Annotated in this window: 23 protein-coding genes and 2 pseudogenes; 14 read left to right on the plus strand and 11 right to left on the minus strand. The window is 41.4% G+C overall.

Annotated elements, in window-relative coordinates:
* Positions 1 to 29: 29 nt before the first annotated feature.
* A complete protein-coding gene (gene ribE, locus ACWIUE_RS05235) occupies positions 30 to 701 on the plus strand; it encodes a riboflavin synthase (protein WP_454135499.1) in 672 nt (223 codons plus the stop codon).
* 1 nt (position 702) lies between these two features.
* Positions 703 to 978 carry an EscU/YscU/HrcU family type III secretion system export apparatus switch protein gene (locus ACWIUE_RS05240; protein WP_454135501.1) on the plus strand — a complete coding sequence of 92 codons (276 nt, stop codon included), beginning with the start codon at positions 703 to 705 and terminating at the stop codon, positions 976 to 978.
* Between the two features lie 461 nt (positions 979 to 1439).
* Here the strand turns inward: ACWIUE_RS05240 and ACWIUE_RS05245 are convergent, their stop codons facing one another.
* The 4 genes from ACWIUE_RS05245 to ACWIUE_RS05260 form a co-directional block, all read right to left on the minus strand.
* Positions 1440 to 1931, minus strand: a complete 492-nt coding sequence (locus ACWIUE_RS05245; RefSeq protein WP_454135503.1) for a chemotaxis protein CheW — start codon at positions 1929 to 1931, stop codon at positions 1440 to 1442.
* A gap of 12 nt (positions 1932 to 1943) precedes the next feature.
* A complete protein-coding gene (locus ACWIUE_RS05250; RefSeq protein WP_454135505.1) occupies positions 1944 to 4337 on the minus strand; it encodes a hybrid sensor histidine kinase/response regulator in 2394 nt (797 codons plus the stop codon).
* Between the two features lie 82 nt (positions 4338 to 4419).
* Positions 4420 to 5223 (minus strand): UDP-2,3-diacylglucosamine diphosphatase, encoded by an 804-nt coding sequence (locus ACWIUE_RS05255; protein ID WP_454135506.1) that lies wholly within the window; start codon positions 5221 to 5223, stop codon positions 4420 to 4422.
* A gap of 15 nt (positions 5224 to 5238) precedes the next feature.
* The gene (locus ACWIUE_RS05260; RefSeq protein ID WP_454135508.1) at positions 5239 to 6417 is read right to left on the minus strand and encodes an N-acetyl-gamma-glutamyl-phosphate reductase; all 1179 of its coding nucleotides are present in this window, start codon (positions 6415 to 6417) and stop codon (positions 5239 to 5241) included.
* Between the two features lie 89 nt (positions 6418 to 6506).
* On the opposite strand from ACWIUE_RS05260, the gene ACWIUE_RS05265 reads away from it, so the two are divergent.
* From ACWIUE_RS05265 to ACWIUE_RS05315, 11 genes are read left to right on the plus strand one after another with little or no spacing between them, the layout of a single operon-like run.
* Positions 6507 to 7781: a 3-isopropylmalate dehydratase large subunit gene (locus tag ACWIUE_RS05265; protein ID WP_454135510.1), complete on the plus strand. Its 1275-nt coding sequence runs from the start codon at positions 6507 to 6509 to the stop codon at positions 7779 to 7781.
* 18 nt (positions 7782 to 7799) lie between these two features.
* Positions 7800 to 8078 (plus strand): Asp-tRNA(Asn)/Glu-tRNA(Gln) amidotransferase subunit GatC, encoded by a 279-nt coding sequence (gene gatC, locus ACWIUE_RS05270; RefSeq protein ID WP_454135512.1) that lies wholly within the window; start codon positions 7800 to 7802, stop codon positions 8076 to 8078.
* Between the two features lie 53 nt (positions 8079 to 8131).
* Entirely contained in the window at positions 8132 to 8260 is a 129-nt protein-coding gene (locus ACWIUE_RS05275) for a hypothetical protein (RefSeq protein ID WP_454135514.1), read from the plus strand.
* Positions 8261 to 8290: 30 nt separating this feature from the next.
* Positions 8291 to 8497: a hypothetical protein gene (locus ACWIUE_RS05280; protein ID WP_454135515.1), complete on the plus strand. Its 207-nt coding sequence runs from the start codon at positions 8291 to 8293 to the stop codon at positions 8495 to 8497.
* Positions 8498 to 8514: 17 nt separating this feature from the next.
* Positions 8515 to 8742 (plus strand): hypothetical protein, encoded by a 228-nt coding sequence (locus ACWIUE_RS05285; protein WP_454135517.1) that lies wholly within the window; start codon positions 8515 to 8517, stop codon positions 8740 to 8742.
* A gap of 50 nt (positions 8743 to 8792) precedes the next feature.
* Positions 8793 to 9470, plus strand: a complete 678-nt coding sequence (gene ung, locus ACWIUE_RS05290) for a uracil-DNA glycosylase (RefSeq protein ID WP_454135519.1) — start codon at positions 8793 to 8795, stop codon at positions 9468 to 9470.
* Between the two features lie 41 nt (positions 9471 to 9511).
* Entirely contained in the window at positions 9512 to 9649 is a 138-nt protein-coding gene (locus ACWIUE_RS05295; RefSeq protein ID WP_454135521.1) for a hypothetical protein, read from the plus strand.
* A 34-nt stretch (positions 9650 to 9683) separates the two neighbouring features.
* Positions 9684 to 10574: a helix-turn-helix transcriptional regulator gene (locus ACWIUE_RS05300; protein ID WP_454135523.1), complete on the plus strand. Its 891-nt coding sequence runs from the start codon at positions 9684 to 9686 to the stop codon at positions 10572 to 10574.
* Entirely contained in the window at positions 10571 to 10744 is a 174-nt protein-coding gene (locus ACWIUE_RS05305; protein ID WP_454135525.1) for a hypothetical protein, read from the plus strand. Before ACWIUE_RS05300 ends, ACWIUE_RS05305 begins: the two co-directional genes overlap by 4 nt.
* Positions 10731 to 11294: a recombination mediator RecR gene (gene recR, locus ACWIUE_RS05310; protein ID WP_454135526.1), complete on the plus strand. Its 564-nt coding sequence runs from the start codon at positions 10731 to 10733 to the stop codon at positions 11292 to 11294. Before ACWIUE_RS05305 ends, recR begins: the two co-directional genes overlap by 14 nt.
* A gap of 5 nt (positions 11295 to 11299) precedes the next feature.
* Positions 11300 to 11425 carry a hypothetical protein gene (locus tag ACWIUE_RS05315; protein WP_454135528.1) on the plus strand — a complete coding sequence of 42 codons (126 nt, stop codon included), beginning with the start codon at positions 11300 to 11302 and terminating at the stop codon, positions 11423 to 11425.
* 7 nt (positions 11426 to 11432) lie between these two features.
* Here ACWIUE_RS05315 and moaA read toward each other — a convergent pair whose 3' ends face one another.
* Positions 11433 to 12533: a GTP 3',8-cyclase MoaA gene (gene moaA, locus ACWIUE_RS05320; RefSeq protein ID WP_454135530.1), complete on the minus strand. Its 1101-nt coding sequence runs from the start codon at positions 12531 to 12533 to the stop codon at positions 11433 to 11435.
* A gap of 111 nt (positions 12534 to 12644) precedes the next feature.
* Positions 12645 to 13019 carry a hypothetical protein gene (locus tag ACWIUE_RS05325; RefSeq protein WP_454135532.1) on the minus strand — a complete coding sequence of 125 codons (375 nt, stop codon included), beginning with the start codon at positions 13017 to 13019 and terminating at the stop codon, positions 12645 to 12647.
* A gap of 57 nt (positions 13020 to 13076) precedes the next feature.
* On the opposite strand from ACWIUE_RS05325, the gene ACWIUE_RS05330 reads away from it, so the two are divergent.
* Positions 13077 to 13205 carry a hypothetical protein gene (locus ACWIUE_RS05330; protein WP_454135534.1) on the plus strand — a complete coding sequence of 43 codons (129 nt, stop codon included), beginning with the start codon at positions 13077 to 13079 and terminating at the stop codon, positions 13203 to 13205.
* Between the two features lie 9 nt (positions 13206 to 13214).
* On the opposite strand, the gene ACWIUE_RS05335 is transcribed toward ACWIUE_RS05330, so the two are convergent.
* The 5 genes and pseudogenes from ACWIUE_RS05335 to ACWIUE_RS05355 form a co-directional block, all read right to left on the minus strand.
* Complete coding sequence (locus ACWIUE_RS05335; RefSeq protein WP_454135536.1) at positions 13215 to 14870, minus strand: lytic transglycosylase domain-containing protein; 1656 nt, start codon at positions 14868 to 14870, stop codon at positions 13215 to 13217.
* A gap of 16 nt (positions 14871 to 14886) precedes the next feature.
* On the minus strand, positions 14887 to 15180 hold the full coding sequence (locus ACWIUE_RS05340; protein WP_454135537.1) for a YggT family protein: 294 nt from the start codon (positions 15178 to 15180) through the stop codon (positions 14887 to 14889).
* Positions 15181 to 16038: 858 nt separating this feature from the next.
* Positions 16039 to 16560: pseudogene (locus ACWIUE_RS05345) on the minus strand (glutamate--tRNA ligase family protein); the annotation flags it as partial.
* Positions 16561 to 16719: 159 nt separating this feature from the next.
* A pseudogene (locus ACWIUE_RS05350) lies at positions 16720 to 17133 on the minus strand (glutamate--tRNA ligase family protein); the annotation flags it as partial.
* The gene (locus ACWIUE_RS05355; protein WP_454135539.1) at positions 17133 to 17555 is read right to left on the minus strand and encodes a hypothetical protein; all 423 of its coding nucleotides are present in this window, start codon (positions 17553 to 17555) and stop codon (positions 17133 to 17135) included. The pseudogene ACWIUE_RS05350 and the gene ACWIUE_RS05355, both read right to left, overlap by 1 nt.
* Between the last annotated feature and the right edge of the window lie 3 nt (positions 17556 to 17558).

Raw genomic sequence — 17558 nt, forward strand, 5'->3', positions numbered from 1 at the left:
TATCAAAATTTTTATAAGAATGGGCGTAAATGTTTAGCGGACTAGTGAAAAATATCGGCGTGGTGGAGAGTTTTAGCGATGAAGTGATTGCGATTCGTAGCTCTCTGCGTCCGCAAATTGGTGCAAGTATCGCAATAGACGGCGTTTGTACGACTGTGATTTCCCTGAATGGCGATATTTTTTGCGCACATTTAAGCAAAGAAACTAGGGATTGTATCGCGCTAGAAAATCTGCTAAAACCACGCGCACAAGTGCATTTGGAGGAAGCCTTGCGCGTTAGCGATAGGCTAGATGGGCATATCGTGCAGGGGCATATTGATAGCGTTGGTGAGATTTTGCGCGTGGAGCGCAGTGAAAACGGCTTTGATTTTATAATCGCGTATCCTAGTGAGATTCGTGCAATGCTCGTGCCAAAGGGCAGTGTAGCAATCGATGGCGTGAGTCTTACCATAAATGCGGTTACTTCGCGCGATTTTCGCCTTACTATTATCCCGCACACCTTTAATAACACGCTTTTTCACACCTACAGACCCGCAAGGCGCGTGAATATTGAGACAGATATTTTTGTGCGAAGTGTGTATCATATAGTTAAAAATATGGGTGATTTAGGCGCGAATCTAATCGATTTTGGGCGCGAATCTGCGCTAGATTCAGCTGAATCTAAATGGCAAAAAATCGATAATATTTTGATGAGCTACTAAAATGCAAAATTTTCAAAACGCCACCAAAGCCGTAGCACTCGCATATAATAAGCATTTGAGCGCACCAAAGGTTGTGGCAAAGGGCAAGGATAAATTTGCAGAGATTTTAATCCAAAAGGCGCGGGAGTTTGACATTCCCATTTTTCAAAACAAAGAGTTGGCGGATTTGCTAATGAGTATAAAAGTCGATGATTTTATCGATGAAGGGGCGTATTTGGCGGTGGCAAAGGTGTTTGTGTGGTTAAATGAAAATGAAAAAACCGCGCAATTAAGTTAAGGGGCGATTTTTTAATTAAGCGCAGAATCTAATGCAAAAATCGCAGAATCTATGAAAAATATGCCAGATTCTGCGAATTTTATATAAGATTCTGCGGGTGGCAAAAAATTCGCAGAATCTAAAAAATATAAAATTTCTAATAATTTTTGATGATTTTGATAAAAATTTTTGTTTGGGAGAATGCCTAAAATGCGTGTTTATAGCGCAGAATCTAGTAAAATAATAAAAATTATTAAATAGATTCTGCTATTTATTGACAAAAAATTAACATTTTTCTTCTAATATTCGCTTGTCGAAAGACGAATTTAGGGTGCAAACTCTAAATGTTATTACACTTGATGATGTTAGATGGGATGCTAAGAGATTGTCATAAGAAATTATGAAGTAGATTTGAGTCATAATGTCTTTTGTGTCTATATTTTGAAGAGATTGCAACAACCCCTCCAAAATAATTTGCAATCTTAAAAAGCCCTTTTTAGTAAGTATTCAACTTTTAGAATGGTAATTAACCTATCTTTTTGTTTTCCTATCCCATAAATCAAATTAGCATCTTCATTTAGCGTCTCGGGTGTAGGTTCGATGTCCTTCTCGCTGATTTTTACCGCCTCAGTTAGCTTGTCAATCACAAATCCCGCGATTTCATCATTATGCTTTATCACAATGTAGCGCATATCTTTGTTTTGCTTAATCGTGGGGAGATTGAACTTCGCGCGGAGGTTTATAAGCGGATAAATATTGCCACGCAAGTTAAACACACCAAGCACATACGGCGGAGTGCCGGGCACTCGCGTGTATTCGATGGGGCGGACGATTTCTTGCACATTTAAAATCGGCACGGCAAATTCCTCGCTCCCTACCAAAAATCCTACAATTTGCAATATATCCTCTGGCTCAGCTTCGATGTGCTTTTTACTTTGTGATTGAAAGATTTCTTTGATTTTTTCATCAGTCATTTTTTCGTCCTTTTATAGATTAAAATTTATATTTCGTTTTACGACATTTACCAAATATTCCGCAGAGTAGGGCTTTGTGATATATTCTGTCATCCCAGATTCTACGCCACGCATTCTATCGGTTTTGCTACTGCGACTTGTTACGGCGATTAGCGGGAGATTTTTGAACTTATTATACTTGCGAATTTCATTTGCCAAAGTGTAGCCGTCCATTCTAGGCATTTCAATATCCACTAGCACCGCGTCAATGACTTGCTCGCCATTTTTGATAATATCTAATGCCTCGACGCCATCTTGCGCTTCCATCACGGTTACACCAAGTGGGGATAGATATTTTTTCATAATCGCTCTATCGACTTGACTATCATCAACGGCAAGGATTATGTAATCACTCGCCTTTGTTTTCTCCACCGCTTCACCTGCCTCTTCTTGCAGGGTGCTAATCGTGCCTTTGGCGTATTTTGCTAAGTGCATCATCCCTGCGACATCGACAATTAGCGTGATTTTGCCATCGCCTCGAACTGTCGCCCCTGCGATGCCCTCCGTGCCTTTTAAATAATATCCTAGCGACTTTATGACGACTTCCTCTTGCCCTACCAAATAATCCACAATTATGCCTATTTTATTCTCCGCTAGTCCAATCACTACGACATACATTTCACTTGCATTTTTTATCACGCTATCAACTTTGAAAATATCGCTTAACCGCACAAGTGTGAGTATCTCATCCCGCAAACGAAGCACACTGCGCCCCTCCACGATATAAATCTCATCTTGATTTGCCCTAACGGTTTCAATTACCGAGCTAAGCGGGATTGCGTAGTATTCCTCTTGCACGCCGACAATTAACGCCTGAATGATTGCCAAAGTTAGCGGGATTTTTAGCTTCAAAGTCGTCCCTTGTCCTAGCGCAGATTCTACATCAATCATCCCATTTAGCTTTTCGATATTTGTTTTCACCACATCCATTCCAACGCCCCGCCCACTGACATTTGTGACGACTTTTGCGGTGGAAAATCCCGCCTTAAAAATTAGCGAATACGCCTCTTTATCATTCATCATATCCGCTTCGCGCTCGGTTATGATATTTTTCTCTAACGCCTTTTGTTTGAGTGCCTCCGCGTCTAATCCCTTGCCATCATCGGCGATTTCAATAACGATGTGATTGCCTTCGTTATACGCTTTTAGCTCGATTTTCCCGCTTTCGCTTTTCCCGGCATTTACGCGCTCATCCTTTGCCTCAATCCCGTGGTCGCAGGAATTGCGGATAATATGCACTAGCGGGTCGCCGATTTCTTCAATAATCGTCTTATCAAGCTCCGTTTCCTCTCCGCTGATGATTAACTCGATATTTTTCCCCATATCGCGCGATAAATCCCGCACCATTCGCGGAAATTTGTTGAATACCTTACTTACAGGCAGCATTCGAGTTTTCATAACCGCTAGTTGCAAGTCCGTAGTTACGATAGATACGGCACTTACAACTTGATTTAATTCCTCTAAAAACTGCTCCCCATCGTATCTTTCCTCGACTTCATCATAAATGCTAATTAGTCTATTTTTACCAAGCACAAGCTCGCCAATAAGGCGCATTAGGTGGTCTAATCGCTTCACATCCACGCGGACGGTTTGCTCGACTGCGGTGGTTACTGCGTTGTCATCTTTTTTGGGTGGGGTTTGCGGTTTTGGCGAGGTGGTTTGCGATTTTGGCGCAGAATCTGCTTGTTTTGTGGGTTTCGCAGAATCTAGCGCATTTTGTTTTTTCGCCATCCGCCTTGCTTTGTCCTCTTCTTGGCGGAGTTTTAAAAGTCGCTCGATTTCTTGCTCGACTTCCTGTGGCGATAATTTCGAGTAATCATCATCGTTTGCCAAAGCGTTTGGCGCAGAATCTAGCGCAGAATCCGTCGTTTTTGCGTTAGATTCTGCGATTTTAGGTGCAGAATCTGATGAGGTTTTAGAAGTCGCAGAATCTTTTAGCGCAGAATCTGCCTTTTCTCCGCTAGATTCTGCGAAATTTTGCCCTTGTGAGATATTTTGCAGTTTTGTTATAATATTTGTAATGTCAATGTCAGTTTTATCGCTCCCCGTGTCGCGAATCGCATTTAGCAGTCCTTTCATCATATCGATTGATTCAAGCACCACATCCATCACATCAGGCGTAATCTGCAATTCTCCGCGCCGTGCTTTGTTTAGCACATCTTCCATATTGTGCGTAAGGCTGGTTAGCACATCAAAATTCAAAAACGAACTTGAACCCTTAATCGTGTGCGCCACGCGAAAAATGCGATTTAGCAAGTCCAAATCGTTTGGATTGTGCTCCAACTCGATTAAATCTTGGTCCAACTGCTCTATCATCTCAAAGGCTTCGATTAGAAAATCTTCTAAAATCTCTTGCATTTCGTCCATTTCAATACCTCTGCATTTTAAAATTGCGGATTATATAATTTTTATTCTAAATTTCGCAAGAAAATCGCCTAGATTCTGCGTTTTATAATGTTATAAATTCACATTTATCGATTTTAAACGCGCTATTTTCCTGCAAAAAAGCGGGTAGGGCGATATATTTTATCGCAGAATCTGCTAGATTCTGCGAAGTTGCAAAATCTGCGTTATTCGCAGAATCTAGCGTAAAATCCACGATTTTCCCCAAGTGAAAATGCCCCTCGATGATTAAATCTATGCTTAGATTCTGCGATTTTGCGTAAGTTTGGTAGCATTTGATTCTGCGCCTAATTAGCTCGTAAATCGCAGAATCTCCGCGCAAAAAGCGAATTTTTTTATTTTGCACTTTTTTTTCGATAAATCTATAAAGCCACCCAAAAGTCGCAAAATCTGCTATTTGCAAGATTTTACCCGTGATTTTCGCACTCAAAATTTTTATGTAAATTTCATATTTTTTATCCAAAAAAATATCGCCGTGCGCGATTAAAACGCGCTTTTTGCCAAACTTTGCAAGTATCGGTTGATTTTTGCGCGGGATTTTTCGCGCATTTGGCAAAATGCCCTCCAAATTAAAATCGTGATTGCCCGCAAAATAAATCACTTGCGCCCTTTTGGATAGCGAATCTATCGCATTTAAGAGCGTTTCATTTGATTTCACGCTTGATTTTAGATTGCCTACCAAAATGTTTGAAATATCACCCAGCAAAAAAATCTGCGATGGCGTGTGGCGCAAATCGCACATTTTTTGCAATGCCAAAATAAGCGAATCGCGCGTATTTTGCGCACTGATTTGCGTATGCGAATCCGCGATAAAAATCGCGTCATTTTGAATTTCTAATGTATTTTGCAAGATTACTCCAAAATTTCACGGCATATAGGCGATTTTTGGCAAACCTTCAACCTCATCAATGCCAAGCGCGAGATTTGCACACGCTAATGCTTGCGAACTTGCCCCACGCAAAAGATTATCGATACTTGAACTCACAAACAAATCTCTGCCTTCCATAAGCGCGAAAATATCACAAAAGTGGCTTCCAGCAGTGTTTTTCACGCTCACAGGATTTTCGCTAATGCGGATAAAAGGCTCATTTTTGTAGCATTTGCGTAAAATTTCTAGTGGATTTAGTGGCTCTTTTAAACGCGCAAAGATTGAAACTAGCATTCCGCGAGTGAAGGGGCTTAAATGCGGGACGAAGTTGATTTTGATTTGTGGCGAATCTATGGCGCGTTTGTCTTTTGGCGATAAATCGTGGAGACTTGTTGTTCGCTTCGTCAATGAACCATCAGTTCTATTTCCTCGCTCACAACTGCGCAACCCCGATTTCTCGCTCAAAATACTTCCGCGCAAGTCTTTTTTCGTGCTAGATTCTGCGATTTTGCGCCCAAAAAACTCGCATTTTTCCTTAATCTCAATGCTGTGGCGGTGCGTAAATGGCGAATATGCGAACATATTTTCATTTATTTGCGGATAGTGCGTATTTTGAGTAAGTTTTTTCCCTGCGCCACTTACGCCACTTTTTGCGTCAATAAAAATGCTAAAATCGCCCAAATGCGCGATAAATGGGAGGATTCCAAGCAAAGACGCCGTAGGATAACAGCCCGGATTTGCCACCAGATTCGCGCCTTTAATTGATTTGCGATTCCACTCTATCAAGCCATAGACGGCGTTTTGGAGGTTTTTTAAATCGCTATGTTTGCAATAATGTGCTTCGTAATTTTTGGCGCATAAGCGATAATCCGCGCTTAAATCCACCACTTTTACGCCAAGCTCTAAAATGCGTGGCACAACGCTCATTGATTCCTTGTGTGGCAATGCCAAAAATACCAAATCTAGCCCTTTGATTGCGCTAAAATCAATTTTTTGCACGGGCAAGTTTGGCGCGACATTGATTAGGTTTGGATAAAGCGCGTAGAGCGAAGATTTGCCACTTGAATTTGCGACATAGCTCAAATCAAAAAATTTGTGATTTAGTAGCAATTTGACTAGTTCTAATCCAGTGTATCCGCTTATTCCCACAATGCCGATTTTAAAATTTTTTGCCATATTTTATCCGCCATTTTTAAGATTTTTTAAAAAATTTTATATTTTTATAGATAAAATTTCAAAATTTTTTTAAAAATGGAGAGCCAAAAATGCCACAAAAGCCACAAACAATCACAGAAAAAATCTTTTCAGCACACGCGAATCGCGCCGTTTTCGCCGATGAAATCATCGAATGCGACATTGATATGGTAATCGGCAATGACATTACCACGCCCCTATCTATCGAAGCTTTCAAAAAAGCAGGGGCAAAAAAACTCGCAAAGCCCGATAATTTCTTTTTAGTCTTAGACCATTTTATCCCAGCCAAAGACATCGCATCGGCAAATCAAGCGCGAAAAAACCGCGACTTTGCAAAAGAGCAAAATCTAAAATATTTCTTTGATGAGCGCGATATGGGCATCGAACACGCGCTTTTGCCAGAAAAGGGGCTTGTGCTACCCGGCGATGTGATTATCGGCGCGGATTCGCACACTTGCACTCACGGCGCGTTGGGTGCGTTTGCCACAGGTATGGGAAGCACGGATTTAGCTTTTGCGATGATGACGGGCAAAAATTGGTTTAAAATCCCCCAAAGCATAAAAGTCGAATTTATCGGCAAGAGCGCACCCTGCGTTTATGGCAAGGATTTGATTTTGGAGGTGATTCGCCGTCTTGGCGTTGATGGTGCGCTGTATAACGCGCTAGAATTTACAGGCGAAGGGCTAAAATATATCGCAATGGACGATAGATTTAGCATTTGCAATATGGCAATCGAAGCAGGGGCAAAAAGCGGAATCATCGCCGTAGATGAGATTACGGAGGCGTTTTTGGATTCGCGCCAATCGTTGCGTGGCAAACCTGTGATTCACAAAAGCGATAAAAACGCCCACTACAAGCAAAAAATCACCATTGACATAAGCGCGTTAGAACCGCTTGTAGCTTATCCGTTTTTGCCATCAAATGGGAAGCCCATTTCACAAGCTGTTAGCGATAAAATCAAAATCGACCAAGCCTTTATCGGCTCTTGCACCAATGGGCGCATTAGCGATTTGCGCGTGGCTGCGGAGATTTTGAAGGGCAAAAAGATTCACAAAGATGTCCGCCTAATAATCACGCCCGGCACTCAGGCGATTGCGCGTGAAGCGGAGAGAGAGGGCTTAATTGAGATTTTGCTAAATAGTGGTGCGCTTATCAGCAATCCTACTTGTGGCGCGTGTTTAGGCGGGTATATGGGGATTTTGGGCGATAATGAAAAGTGCATTTCAACTACGAATCGCAACTTCGTAGGGCGAATGGGCGCAAAAAGCTCGGAAGTATATTTGGCAAACTCCGCTGTGGTAGCAAAAAGCGCGTTACTAGGCTATATCGCCGACCCGCGAATCTAAAAATTAAAGGAAGCAAAAATGCAAATCGATGATAAATTGTTAGAAAAGCTAGAAAAATTAAGCGCGTTAAAAGTGCCGATAAACAAAAAAGAGGCGATTAAGGGGCAGATTAGCGAAATTTTGAATTTCGTAGAAAATCTAAATGCAGTGGATTTAAGCGCGGAGATTCCGCATAAAAGCGCGAAAACGCCGATGAGAGAGGACACTCCACGCAAAAGCGAAGTAGTCGAATCTATCCTAAAAAACGCGCCAAAGGCGGAGGGTGGATTTTTTATCGTGCCAAAAATTATTGAATAGATTCGTGCGCTCAATTTGTTCTGGGGTATGCAATTTCGCAGATTTGATAATTTTTGGGAGGCTCACAGACTCCAAGTCTAGCTTCGCTCCCAAAAATTATCAAAAACTACAAAAGCCACACCGCCATTACTTCGATTGTGATTCGCGTTGCGAATCAAATTAAAAAATTTTCGTCATTTTGAACGAAGCGAAAAATCTCAAAAAAATCGTCATTGCGAGGCGCACGAAGCGAAGCGAGTGCAACGAAGCAATCCACAATCAAATCAAATCCGTGCGAAGCACCCTTAATCTCGCCCGCTTCGTGGTGCAAAAAATCGGGCGCAAGGTTGCAGAAGTGCAACCGCCGATTTTTTGCTAGAAGCGGATTAAGCGAGGCTCTCCCCCTAAAAGCGAAAAAGCGGCTGCTTTTTGGCGCGTAGGGGGAGCGGGGAGGGGGGTGCAGCCCTTTTTGCGAAAAGAAACTAGCGAATTAAATCTAAAAAATGGCGAAAATCTCGCAGATTCTGCGAATGAAACTAAAATCGCAGAATCTAATTTAATTTCGCAGAATCTAAACTTGGATGGTTGTTTCGCTTCGCTCACAAATCCTATGGATTGCCACGATTCTGCTTTGCAGAATCTCGCAATGACGGCAAAAATCGCAGAATCTAATTTCAATGTTTGATTAAGACTTTGAAAAAGTCGAAATATCTTAAAAATTTTTAAGGTTATTTTATGGAAGTGAAAATCGAAGATTCGTGGAAAAATGTCTTGCAAGATGAGTTTGACAAGCCCTATTTTGCGGAGATTCGCGCCAAATATTATGACGCACTCAAAAAATCCACCATTTTGCCACCACCAAAATTGCTTTTCAATGCTTTCAATCTCGTGCCGTTTGAGAAAGTAAAGGTTGTGATTTTAGGACAAGACCCTTATCACGGCGTAGAGCGCGGGATAGCACAGGCTATGGGGCTATCTTTTAGCGTCCCGCAGGGCGTTACACCGCCACCATCGCTTAAAAATATCTTTAAAGAAATCAAACGCGATTTAAATATAGATTCGCCACAAAATGGCGATTTGAGCGCGTGGGCAAGGGAGGGTGTGCTTTTGTTAAACGCGCTTTTAAGTGTGGAGCTTGGCAAAGCACTCTCACACAAAGGCTTTGGGTGGGAGATTTTCACCGACAAAGTGATTGAAATTCTCTCACAAAGGCGCGAAAATATCGTTTTTATGCTTTGGGGCAACTACGCACGGGGCAAAAAATCTCTCATAGATTCGCGCCGACATTTAGTGCTAGAAGCACCGCACCCATCGCCACTAGCGCGTGGATTTGTGGGTTGCGGACATTTTAGCAAATGCAATGAATTTTTGTGCGCCAAAGGCATCGCAGGGGTAAATTGGAGTTTGGTTTAAATCGCAGAATCTGTAAAATCTCGCAGAATCTAGTGTGAATTTTGCAAAAATCGCAGAATCTAATTATGGATTGCTTCGTTGTTTTCGCTTCGCTCAAACTTCCTCGCAATGACGGAGAGCAACACAGATTCTGCGATTTAATCGCAGAATCTCGCCCATTTATGCCAAAAATTTGCTAAAATTACATTGTTTTGGAAAATTTAGGGGGTAAAAATGGAGACAAAAAACAACATTTTGTGCGATGAGCATTTGGGGGAAAACCGCTACACGCAGGACTTTTTGGACTATGATGAGATTTTGGCACTAAACTACAAAGGCACAAGCACGGGCAAAATCCAAATCAACGCATCGCGAAATATCATTATGTTTATCCTAAAAGGGCGCAAGATTTTGGCAAATGGCGAGTTTATGCAAAATGAAAATGAGATTTTATTCATCAAAAAGGGCAAGTTAGACGCCAAAAATGAAGCAAAGCAGGGCATTTATCAATCTTACTGCATATTTTTTTCAAATATCTTTTTGCTGAAATTTCTAAGCAAGCATCGCTTCGTTTTTGATTTGCTTCAAAATGGCGCGAAATGCGAGCATTACAAGATTTCAAGCGATGATTATATCAACGAGCAAATTATGGCGTTAAAAGTCTATTTTGCGCATAAAAATCAACTAAATAGCAATATTTTCAAAGAAATCATAAAGTTAAAGATGGAGACGCTATTTTTGCTACTGCTAAACCGCGAGGATATGGTGTTTGCGGGGTATATTCGCGAGATTATTGAGGACTGCCCTTTGTTTGCGACTTTGCTAAATAATAACGGCAGAGAGTTTGCCAATGTGCGCGAGATGGCGGACTTTTTTGAGATGAATTTGTCGATTTTTAGTCGTAATTTTAAGTTGAGTTTTGGCATTTCGCCCAAAGAGTGGATTGATAATGAGAAGTTTGAGCGGGCAAAACTACTGCTTGAATTTAGCAATAAAAATGTCACCGAGATTTGCAAAGAGCTGAAAATCAACTCGATGGCGTGGTTTATCAAGCGATTTGGCGAGAAATATGGGATTACGCCAAAGCAAATGCAGAAGGCAAATAATTTGCATTTTGGGAAGTGAGATTTTTGCCCCGCTTCGTCATTGCGAGACTTGCTTGCAAGTCGTGGCAATCTAGATTCTGCGAATTTCGTGGAGAGATTCTGCGACTCGTGCGAAAATTTTATAAAACGCAGAATCTCGCAAACCTTTGGCACTTTTTTTGCTTAAAAATTCAATATGAAATCATTTAACTTACTTGTCGAGCAACTCGAACAAATCCCTACCATCGGGCGCAAATCCGCACTCAAAATCGCCTACACACTCGCGATTGAAAACAAAATGTTGGCGTTAAATATCGCACACTGCATTGAAAGCGCGATTTCGCAAGTGCAGGTTTGTGAGATTTGTGGCGGGATGGCGGAGGGGAGGATTTGCGCGATTTGCGAGGATTCGGCGCGTTTGTATCATCAAAGTCTTTGCATTGTAAGTAGCGCGAAAGATATTTTGACGCTTGAAGAAATGGGCGTTTTTGGCGGGAGCTACTTTGTGATTAGTAGCGTGAAAGAGGTGGATTTCGCCGATATTCGCGCTAAAATCGCAGAGTATGAAAAGCACGAGATTATCTTTGCCTTTTCGCCGTCTTTAAGTAGTGAGGCGATGATGCTTTATATCGAGGACAAATTGCAAAATGCGAATCTCACATTTTCAAAAATCGCGCAAGGTATCCCAACAGGCGTAGGGCTAGATAATATCGACAAACTATCTTTGCAAAGGGCGATGGAGGGACGAGTGAAAATTTAGGATTTTTGCGAATTTGTGGATTTTGCGAAATTTTTGATTTTGGCGAATTTGTGGATTTTGTGAAAATCGCAGAATCTGCCGTAGAATCTGTGAAAATCGCAGAATCTAACGCAGAATCTTGCGTTGCTTAAATTTGCATTATCCGCCGGTTTCGTAAAATGCGCGAGTTGATGTTGCGTTTTCGCTCCATTTGTTTTTTTCAGGTTTATTTGCGATTGCTTTTAGCAAACCTGCTCTCATCGCGTCTTTGTCGCCGTTTTTGATTGCCTCCCCTAAATCCACCGCGTCTTCGAAATAAAGGCAGGGGCAGATTATGCCATCGCTTGTTATGCGAATGCGATTGCAAGAAGTGCAAAAATCATCGTTGTGCGGGGCGATAATGCCAAAAACGCCGTGTTGAGTCGCCGAATCTGTGGGATTTGGATTTAACCCACCCCCTAGCCCCCTCCGCAAGGGAGGGGGGATATTTGTGCAAATCCCCTCCGCAAGGGAGGGGGAGAGTTTGAGTTTCGCAAAATCTCCGCTAGATTCTGCGATTTTGGGGGTGAATTCATATAATTTCGCGGGACCAAAATTTTCTTTTTTTAGCATTTTCACGCTAAATCTTTCGCTTAATTTCGCCAAAATCTCATCGCTTCGCATACCGCAAATCGCCCCGTTGGCGAAAGAATTGCTCATATACTCAATATATCGTAGCAAAAATCCATTTTTTTGCGCGAACAAAAGCATTTCGGCAATTTCATCATCGTTTATCCCGCGCAGTGGGACCATATTTAGTTTGATTTTTAGTCCTGCGTTTTTGGCGGCAATTATGCCATCCATTATCTTTGAATGCGCGTCCCTTTGGGCGATTCGCGCTATTTTTGCTGAATCTAGACTATCAAGCGAAATATTTATGCGCTTCAATCCCGCCTCTTTTAATTTTAGCGCGTTTTGCGCCAAATAATAGGCGTTTGTGGTGAGTGCGACTTCTATATCGCCCTTGTGCGCGTAAATCCCGGCGATAAACTCGCTCAAATCCTTTCGCAAAAGCGGTTCGCCGCCTGTAATGCGGATTTTGCGGACGCCAAAGTCCATTGCGATTTTTAGAAATTCTAGCATTTGCGGGAGCGCAATCACGCCTTCATCGATAATCTCGGGCGTATTTGGCATACAATAAAGGCAGCGAAAATTGCAATTTTTCGTAACTGAAATGCGGATATAATCGATTGTGCGCCCAAAACCATCGATTAGCTGCATAGGAATCCTTTGTGAAAAATATGTGAGATTTTAGCAAAAAATATGATTTGAATGGCAAAGATTCTGTGATTTTCGCAGAATCTCGCACATTTCGCAGAATCTAAATAAAATCTAGCGTCCCATTTTCTCCCAAAATGCCTTCCTTTGCGTCTCATCAAGCATTTCATACACTTCTAATATAAATTTATATTCCGCATCGATGCGCTCGGCGGAGAGCTGCCTCCCGTGCGTGAATTCTATCGCGCTGTGCGGGAGATTTGAAGTGGTGAATTTTTGCAAAATCTGCTCATTATTTTTTTTCATATCAACATACCATTGGCGCAGGAAATTGTGATGATTTTTGATGATTTCATTAAGCGCGATTTGCTGAGATTTATTTAGATGCAGTTTTGACGCCTCATCATACACAAACTCCAAAAATCCGCCAAACTGCTCTGCTGCGGCACTCGCCATAAATATGCAAAAAAGTAGCACTTTTAATTTCACAAAATTACCTTAATTTTAAAAATAAATTGCATTTTAGGGCAAAAGTATTAAATTTTTGTGAATTTTTATTTGCAGATTCTGCGAAATTTGCGAGATTCTGCGAAAAAAAATGCGAATTTACGAGATTCTGCGAAAAATTACAAATTTGCGAGATTCTGCGAAAATTATATGATTCGCAGAATCTAATCGCAGAATCTATCGAAGCGTCTCCCTAAAAAATGCGTCCATATCGACATTTTCGCCATCTATCTCGCGGTAAATTATGTAATTTGCCATCACGCTAAACGCATAAAAGCGACTTTCTTCAAAGGGGATAAACTCCATACTTATCCACGGCTCAAAGGCATTTTTCGCGCTAAAATTTTTGGCGTCCTTTAAAAAATTGCGAATAAAAGTCGGTCCGCCATTATACGCATAGCTCACAAAAAGCGGGTGGGCGAACTCTTTTTTAAGGTGCGCTAAATAATAATCCCCAAATTTTAGCGCAATCTGCGGGTTAAACATACTTTCATAAGTGATATTCTCCGCGCCAAGCGCCTTTGCGAAGCTCTCCACATTAAAAGGCATAATCTGCATCATACCAAGCGCGTAAGAGCGAGAGATGACAGATGGCAAAAACGCGCTTTCTTGCCTTGCCACCGCGAATACGAGATTTTCATCATCAAACTTCGAATCGCCCTTGTAAGGTTTCACAAAAAAACTTTTCTTAAAGTCAAAGTAGCGATTTAGCGCGAACACCAAATGTGGCATATTGTCTTTGAAATACAGCGATTTGGCGAGTTTTATCAGCGCGTCTTTGTCCTTTGTGGCAATGATTTCGCTTCGCAATTTTTGCCACGCAAAGGGGTCGCTTATGTCAAAATTTTGCTTTGGTGGCGCGATATTTTTAAAAATCTCATTTGTTTCATCGATGATGTGAAATTTTGGTTTTGTGCCTAGCTTTTTCACCGCATAAAGCGAGTAGAGATTAAAATGCGAACTTTGCGCTAACTGCGCTAAAAAGTCGTCTTTTTTTGGAGAATTTTGTGTCGCTAAATCTTTTTTTGTAGAGTCTTTTTTTGCTGAATTTTGTTTTGCCGAATCTTTTTTCGCTGAATCTTCAAGCGATTCAGCGATTTTGTAGCACCAAAAGAGCGATTTATCTTTCATCAGTTTGAAACTCGCGCTATTTGCGGCATTTTCAAAATATGCAAGTGCCTTTTTCGCGCTGCCGCCGTTTGTGAGCTCATTTAACCCAAGCGCATAAAATGTCCAATCATTCACACCTTCGATTTTTGCGCTAAGAAGGGCATTTGTAAAGTTTGGATACTTTTTGCTAATGACAATATTGTAGATGGTTTGGGCGAAATTTTTATGTGATAGATTTTGCGGATTTTTTGGGGCGACATTAAAAATCGCATTTTTTTTGCTAGTCGCGCTAAAAATCGCGCTAAACTCCGCCCCATCTAATGCCAAAATCAAATCTAAAATCCCGCTTTTTTCTCGCAAAATCTCAATGCGATTTTTGACTTTTGGATTTGTGATTCGCGCTAAATCTTTTGTGCTTAACTGCGTGGCGTAGTCTAATTTCACTCCAAAGTTAAAGCACTCATCATCGCTTTTTTGCAAATCTTTTAGCGATTTTGCCTTGCATTGCGCATCTTTGGGGAGCGAATCTTTTGGGATTTTTAAAAACTGCATAATTTTTGGGATTTTATTGTCAATTAAATGATAAATTTTTAGCATAGATTCTGCGTCTAAATTGCTATTTTCTTGCAAATATAAATATAGATAAAAGTCCCGTGCTACGCCCTTTTCTTTGCTCTCAATCTCGCTAAGCGTGAGTGCATTTATAGCATTACAAAAAAGCAAAAAACTAATAAAAATTTTAGAGATTCTGCGCATAATTAAATAAAATCCTTACAAAAAATAAATCCACAAATTTCAAAACAATAATCACAATAAACGGAGCAAAATCAATGCCACCAAAAATAGTCGGCACAAATCGGCGAATCCACGCATACAGCGGCTCTGTGAGCGTGTAGAGAATCTGCACGATTTTATTATACGGATTTGCTTGGACGAGCGAACAAAGTGCCGCGATTATCACAATCCAAGTGTAGATAGTCAAAACAAAGTGCAAAATCTGCGCCACCGCGCTTAAAAATGTGCCTAAAACCATTTTTTAATCCTTTACAATGTGTGCCAAAAATGGGCGAATCATAGCTCAATCCTTTAAAATTTGCGCTAAAAATGGGCGCAAATGCGGATACAAAATATCCAAATGCGGTCCTTTGTGCGCACCTGTGAGCAAAAATCGAAGTGGCGCAAAAAACGCCTTGCCCTTAAAATCGCACTTTTGCAAAAGGGTGCTTTTTAGCGAATCAAAGTCGGCAAATGCGCTTGAAATGGCGATTTGATTTGACTTTGCGGGAGATTGGGCGAATGCTCCCCCCTCCCTTGCGGTGATTGAATCAACTTGTTCCCCCTCCCTTGCGGAGATTGAATCAACTTGTTCCCCCTCCCTTGCGGAGGGGGTTAGGGGGTGGGTAGATTCTGCGAATTTGCTAGATTCTGCATTTAGCTCCGCCAAAATTGCATTTTTTAAGATTTTTGCATTATCTGCAAACTCAAAATCGCTAAAATCTCGTGGGATAAAAATCCGCTCAACTTTCTCACGCAATTCATTTAGCGTGGAGGATTCTTCTAAAAAGATTTTGCCAAGATTGCCAAGAGATTTGATAAATTCGTTTGAATTGCCACTTATTTTGTCATTGCGAGATTCGGTGCTATCGCACGGATTATTTTTTTTGGATTGCTTCGGCGAATCTTGCGATTCGCCTCGCAATGACGATTCGGGTGCATTTGAATCAATTCTAGTATTTGCGGTAGTGCTTGTGGAGTTTTTGCGAAATTTTGGGGATGAGACTAGACTAGCGGTCTGCGAAGCCCCGAAATTTTGCAAATCTACGCAATGATTACCCAAAGACGAATTGCCCACCCGTGCCAAAATTTCGCTAGAACTCTCTAATAACAGCCCCATTTCATTTTCACCTAATCGCCTTAAATGTTCTCTGTTTATGTGGCGCAGTTGATTCATATCAAAGCGCACGGGGGATTTTGAGAGCTGCGATAAATCAAACCACTTTACCGCATCATCAAGCGTAAAAATCTCAGTTGGCGGATTATTGCCCATCAAAAGCAAATAATTCAAAATCGCGCGGGGCAAAAATCCCTGCTCCAAAAGCCATTTCACGCTTGATTCGCTCTCTCTTTTGCTCATCTTTTTGCCCGAATCATTCAAAATTATCGGCAGGTGCGCGTATTTGATTTCGCGCTCGTAGCCTAACTTTTTATGCACCAAAATCTGCTTTGGCGTGTTGCTCGTGTGGTCCTCGCCACGAATGATAAAGCTAATGTCATAAATCATATCATCAACCGCACACGCGAAATTGTAGGTTGGCACACCATCATCGCGGATAATCACAAAGCTATCGATTTCATTTTGGTTGAAAGTGCAAGTGCCTTTGATTTCATCAAAAAAGGCTATTTGCGCGTTGTCTTTTAGCGATAAATCGGGGAGTTTGCCACTCGCTTCGTCAATAGACAAATCAGTCTTATTTCCTCGCTCGTAGCTACACAACCCCGATTTCTCATCTAAAATACTTCCGCGCAGGGCGTTTTTAGATTGCGTAAGAGATGAATTGCCACAAGATAAATCGCCCCTTAGGCGAATCACAGGGTTTTTGTTTTCACCTTTGCAAACTTCTGCCCACGAATCATCATAGCGAAATGCCCTTTTTTGCGCTAACGCTTCATCACGCTTTTTGTCTAAAAAATCCTTTGTGGCGTAGCAATAAAATGCCTGTCCTTTTTTGACTAACTGCTCGGCAAGTTCGTTATGAATCTTAAAATTATCGCTTTGATAGACTAGCTTGTCCCAAAAAAGCCCAAATAGATTTAGGATTTGCAAAATCTCAATGTCCTTGCCATCGATATTGCGTGATTTATCCGTGTCTTCGATTCGTATCAAAAACTTTTCGCCACGCTGTTTTGCGATGATATAGTTTAAAATCGCAGCGCGTAGGTTGCCGATGTGCATATCGCCGGTAGGGCTGGGAGCAAAACGAAGCATTATGTTATCCTTTGAAGTTGTGCGTTTGTTTGTTTGGGCAATTTGCCTTTGGGTATGCAATTCACACGAAGTTTGCCCCATTGCGTCGTCAATGAACCATTAGTTCTATTGCCTAGCAACGGGACAAACTTCGTGCAAAGCCACACCGCAAATGCTTCGATTGTTTGTAACGGCGCATTAGATTCTGCGAATTTTGTGCGAATCGTAGAAAAAACTAAATATTTTTTTTGTGGATTGCCACGATTTGCCAAAGGCAAATCTCGCAATGACGGCAATTTTTTTGGGATTCTTACCCACCCCCTTAATCCCCCTCCGCAAGGGAGGGGGAGAATTTGGGATATTTCGCTTCGCTCAATCCGTAGGATTTGCGAGCGAAGCGAAGCAACCATATGACAAATTGAGACAAAATTTTGCAAATTCATATT

The organism is Helicobacter sp. 23-1045 (assembly GCF_053654655.1).

Excerpts from the sequence above, each read along its gene's own strand:
- ACWIUE_RS05250 (WP_454135505.1), bottom strand. The coding sequence starts at position 4,337 with ATGGACGAAATGCAAGAGATTTTAGAAGATTTTCTAATCGAAGCCTTT.
- ACWIUE_RS05260 (WP_454135508.1), bottom strand. The coding sequence starts at position 6,417 with ATGGCAAAAAATTTTAAAATCGGCATTGTGGGAATAAGCGGATACACT.
- ACWIUE_RS05355 (WP_454135539.1), bottom strand. The coding sequence starts at position 17,555 with ATGAATTTGCAAAATTTTGTCTCAATTTGTCATATGGTTGCTTCGCTT.
- moaA (WP_454135530.1), bottom strand. The coding sequence starts at position 12,533 with ATGCAGCTAATCGATGGTTTTGGGCGCACAATCGATTATATCCGCATT.
- gatC (WP_454135512.1), top strand. The coding sequence starts at position 7,800 with ATGCAAATCGATGATAAATTGTTAGAAAAGCTAGAAAAATTAAGCGCG.
- ribE (WP_454135499.1), top strand. The coding sequence starts at position 30 with ATGTTTAGCGGACTAGTGAAAAATATCGGCGTGGTGGAGAGTTTTAGC.
- ACWIUE_RS05300 (WP_454135523.1), top strand. The coding sequence starts at position 9,684 with ATGGAGACAAAAAACAACATTTTGTGCGATGAGCATTTGGGGGAAAAC.
- ACWIUE_RS05240 (WP_454135501.1), top strand. The coding sequence starts at position 703 with ATGCAAAATTTTCAAAACGCCACCAAAGCCGTAGCACTCGCATATAAT.
- ACWIUE_RS05245 (WP_454135503.1), bottom strand. The coding sequence starts at position 1,931 with ATGACTGATGAAAAAATCAAAGAAATCTTTCAATCACAAAGTAAAAAG.
- ACWIUE_RS05265 (WP_454135510.1), top strand. The coding sequence starts at position 6,507 with ATGCCACAAAAGCCACAAACAATCACAGAAAAAATCTTTTCAGCACAC.
- ACWIUE_RS05340 (WP_454135537.1), bottom strand. The coding sequence starts at position 15,180 with ATGGTTTTAGGCACATTTTTAAGCGCGGTGGCGCAGATTTTGCACTTT.
- recR (WP_454135526.1), top strand. The coding sequence starts at position 10,731 with ATGAAATCATTTAACTTACTTGTCGAGCAACTCGAACAAATCCCTACC.
- ung (WP_454135519.1), top strand. The coding sequence starts at position 8,793 with ATGGAAGTGAAAATCGAAGATTCGTGGAAAAATGTCTTGCAAGATGAG.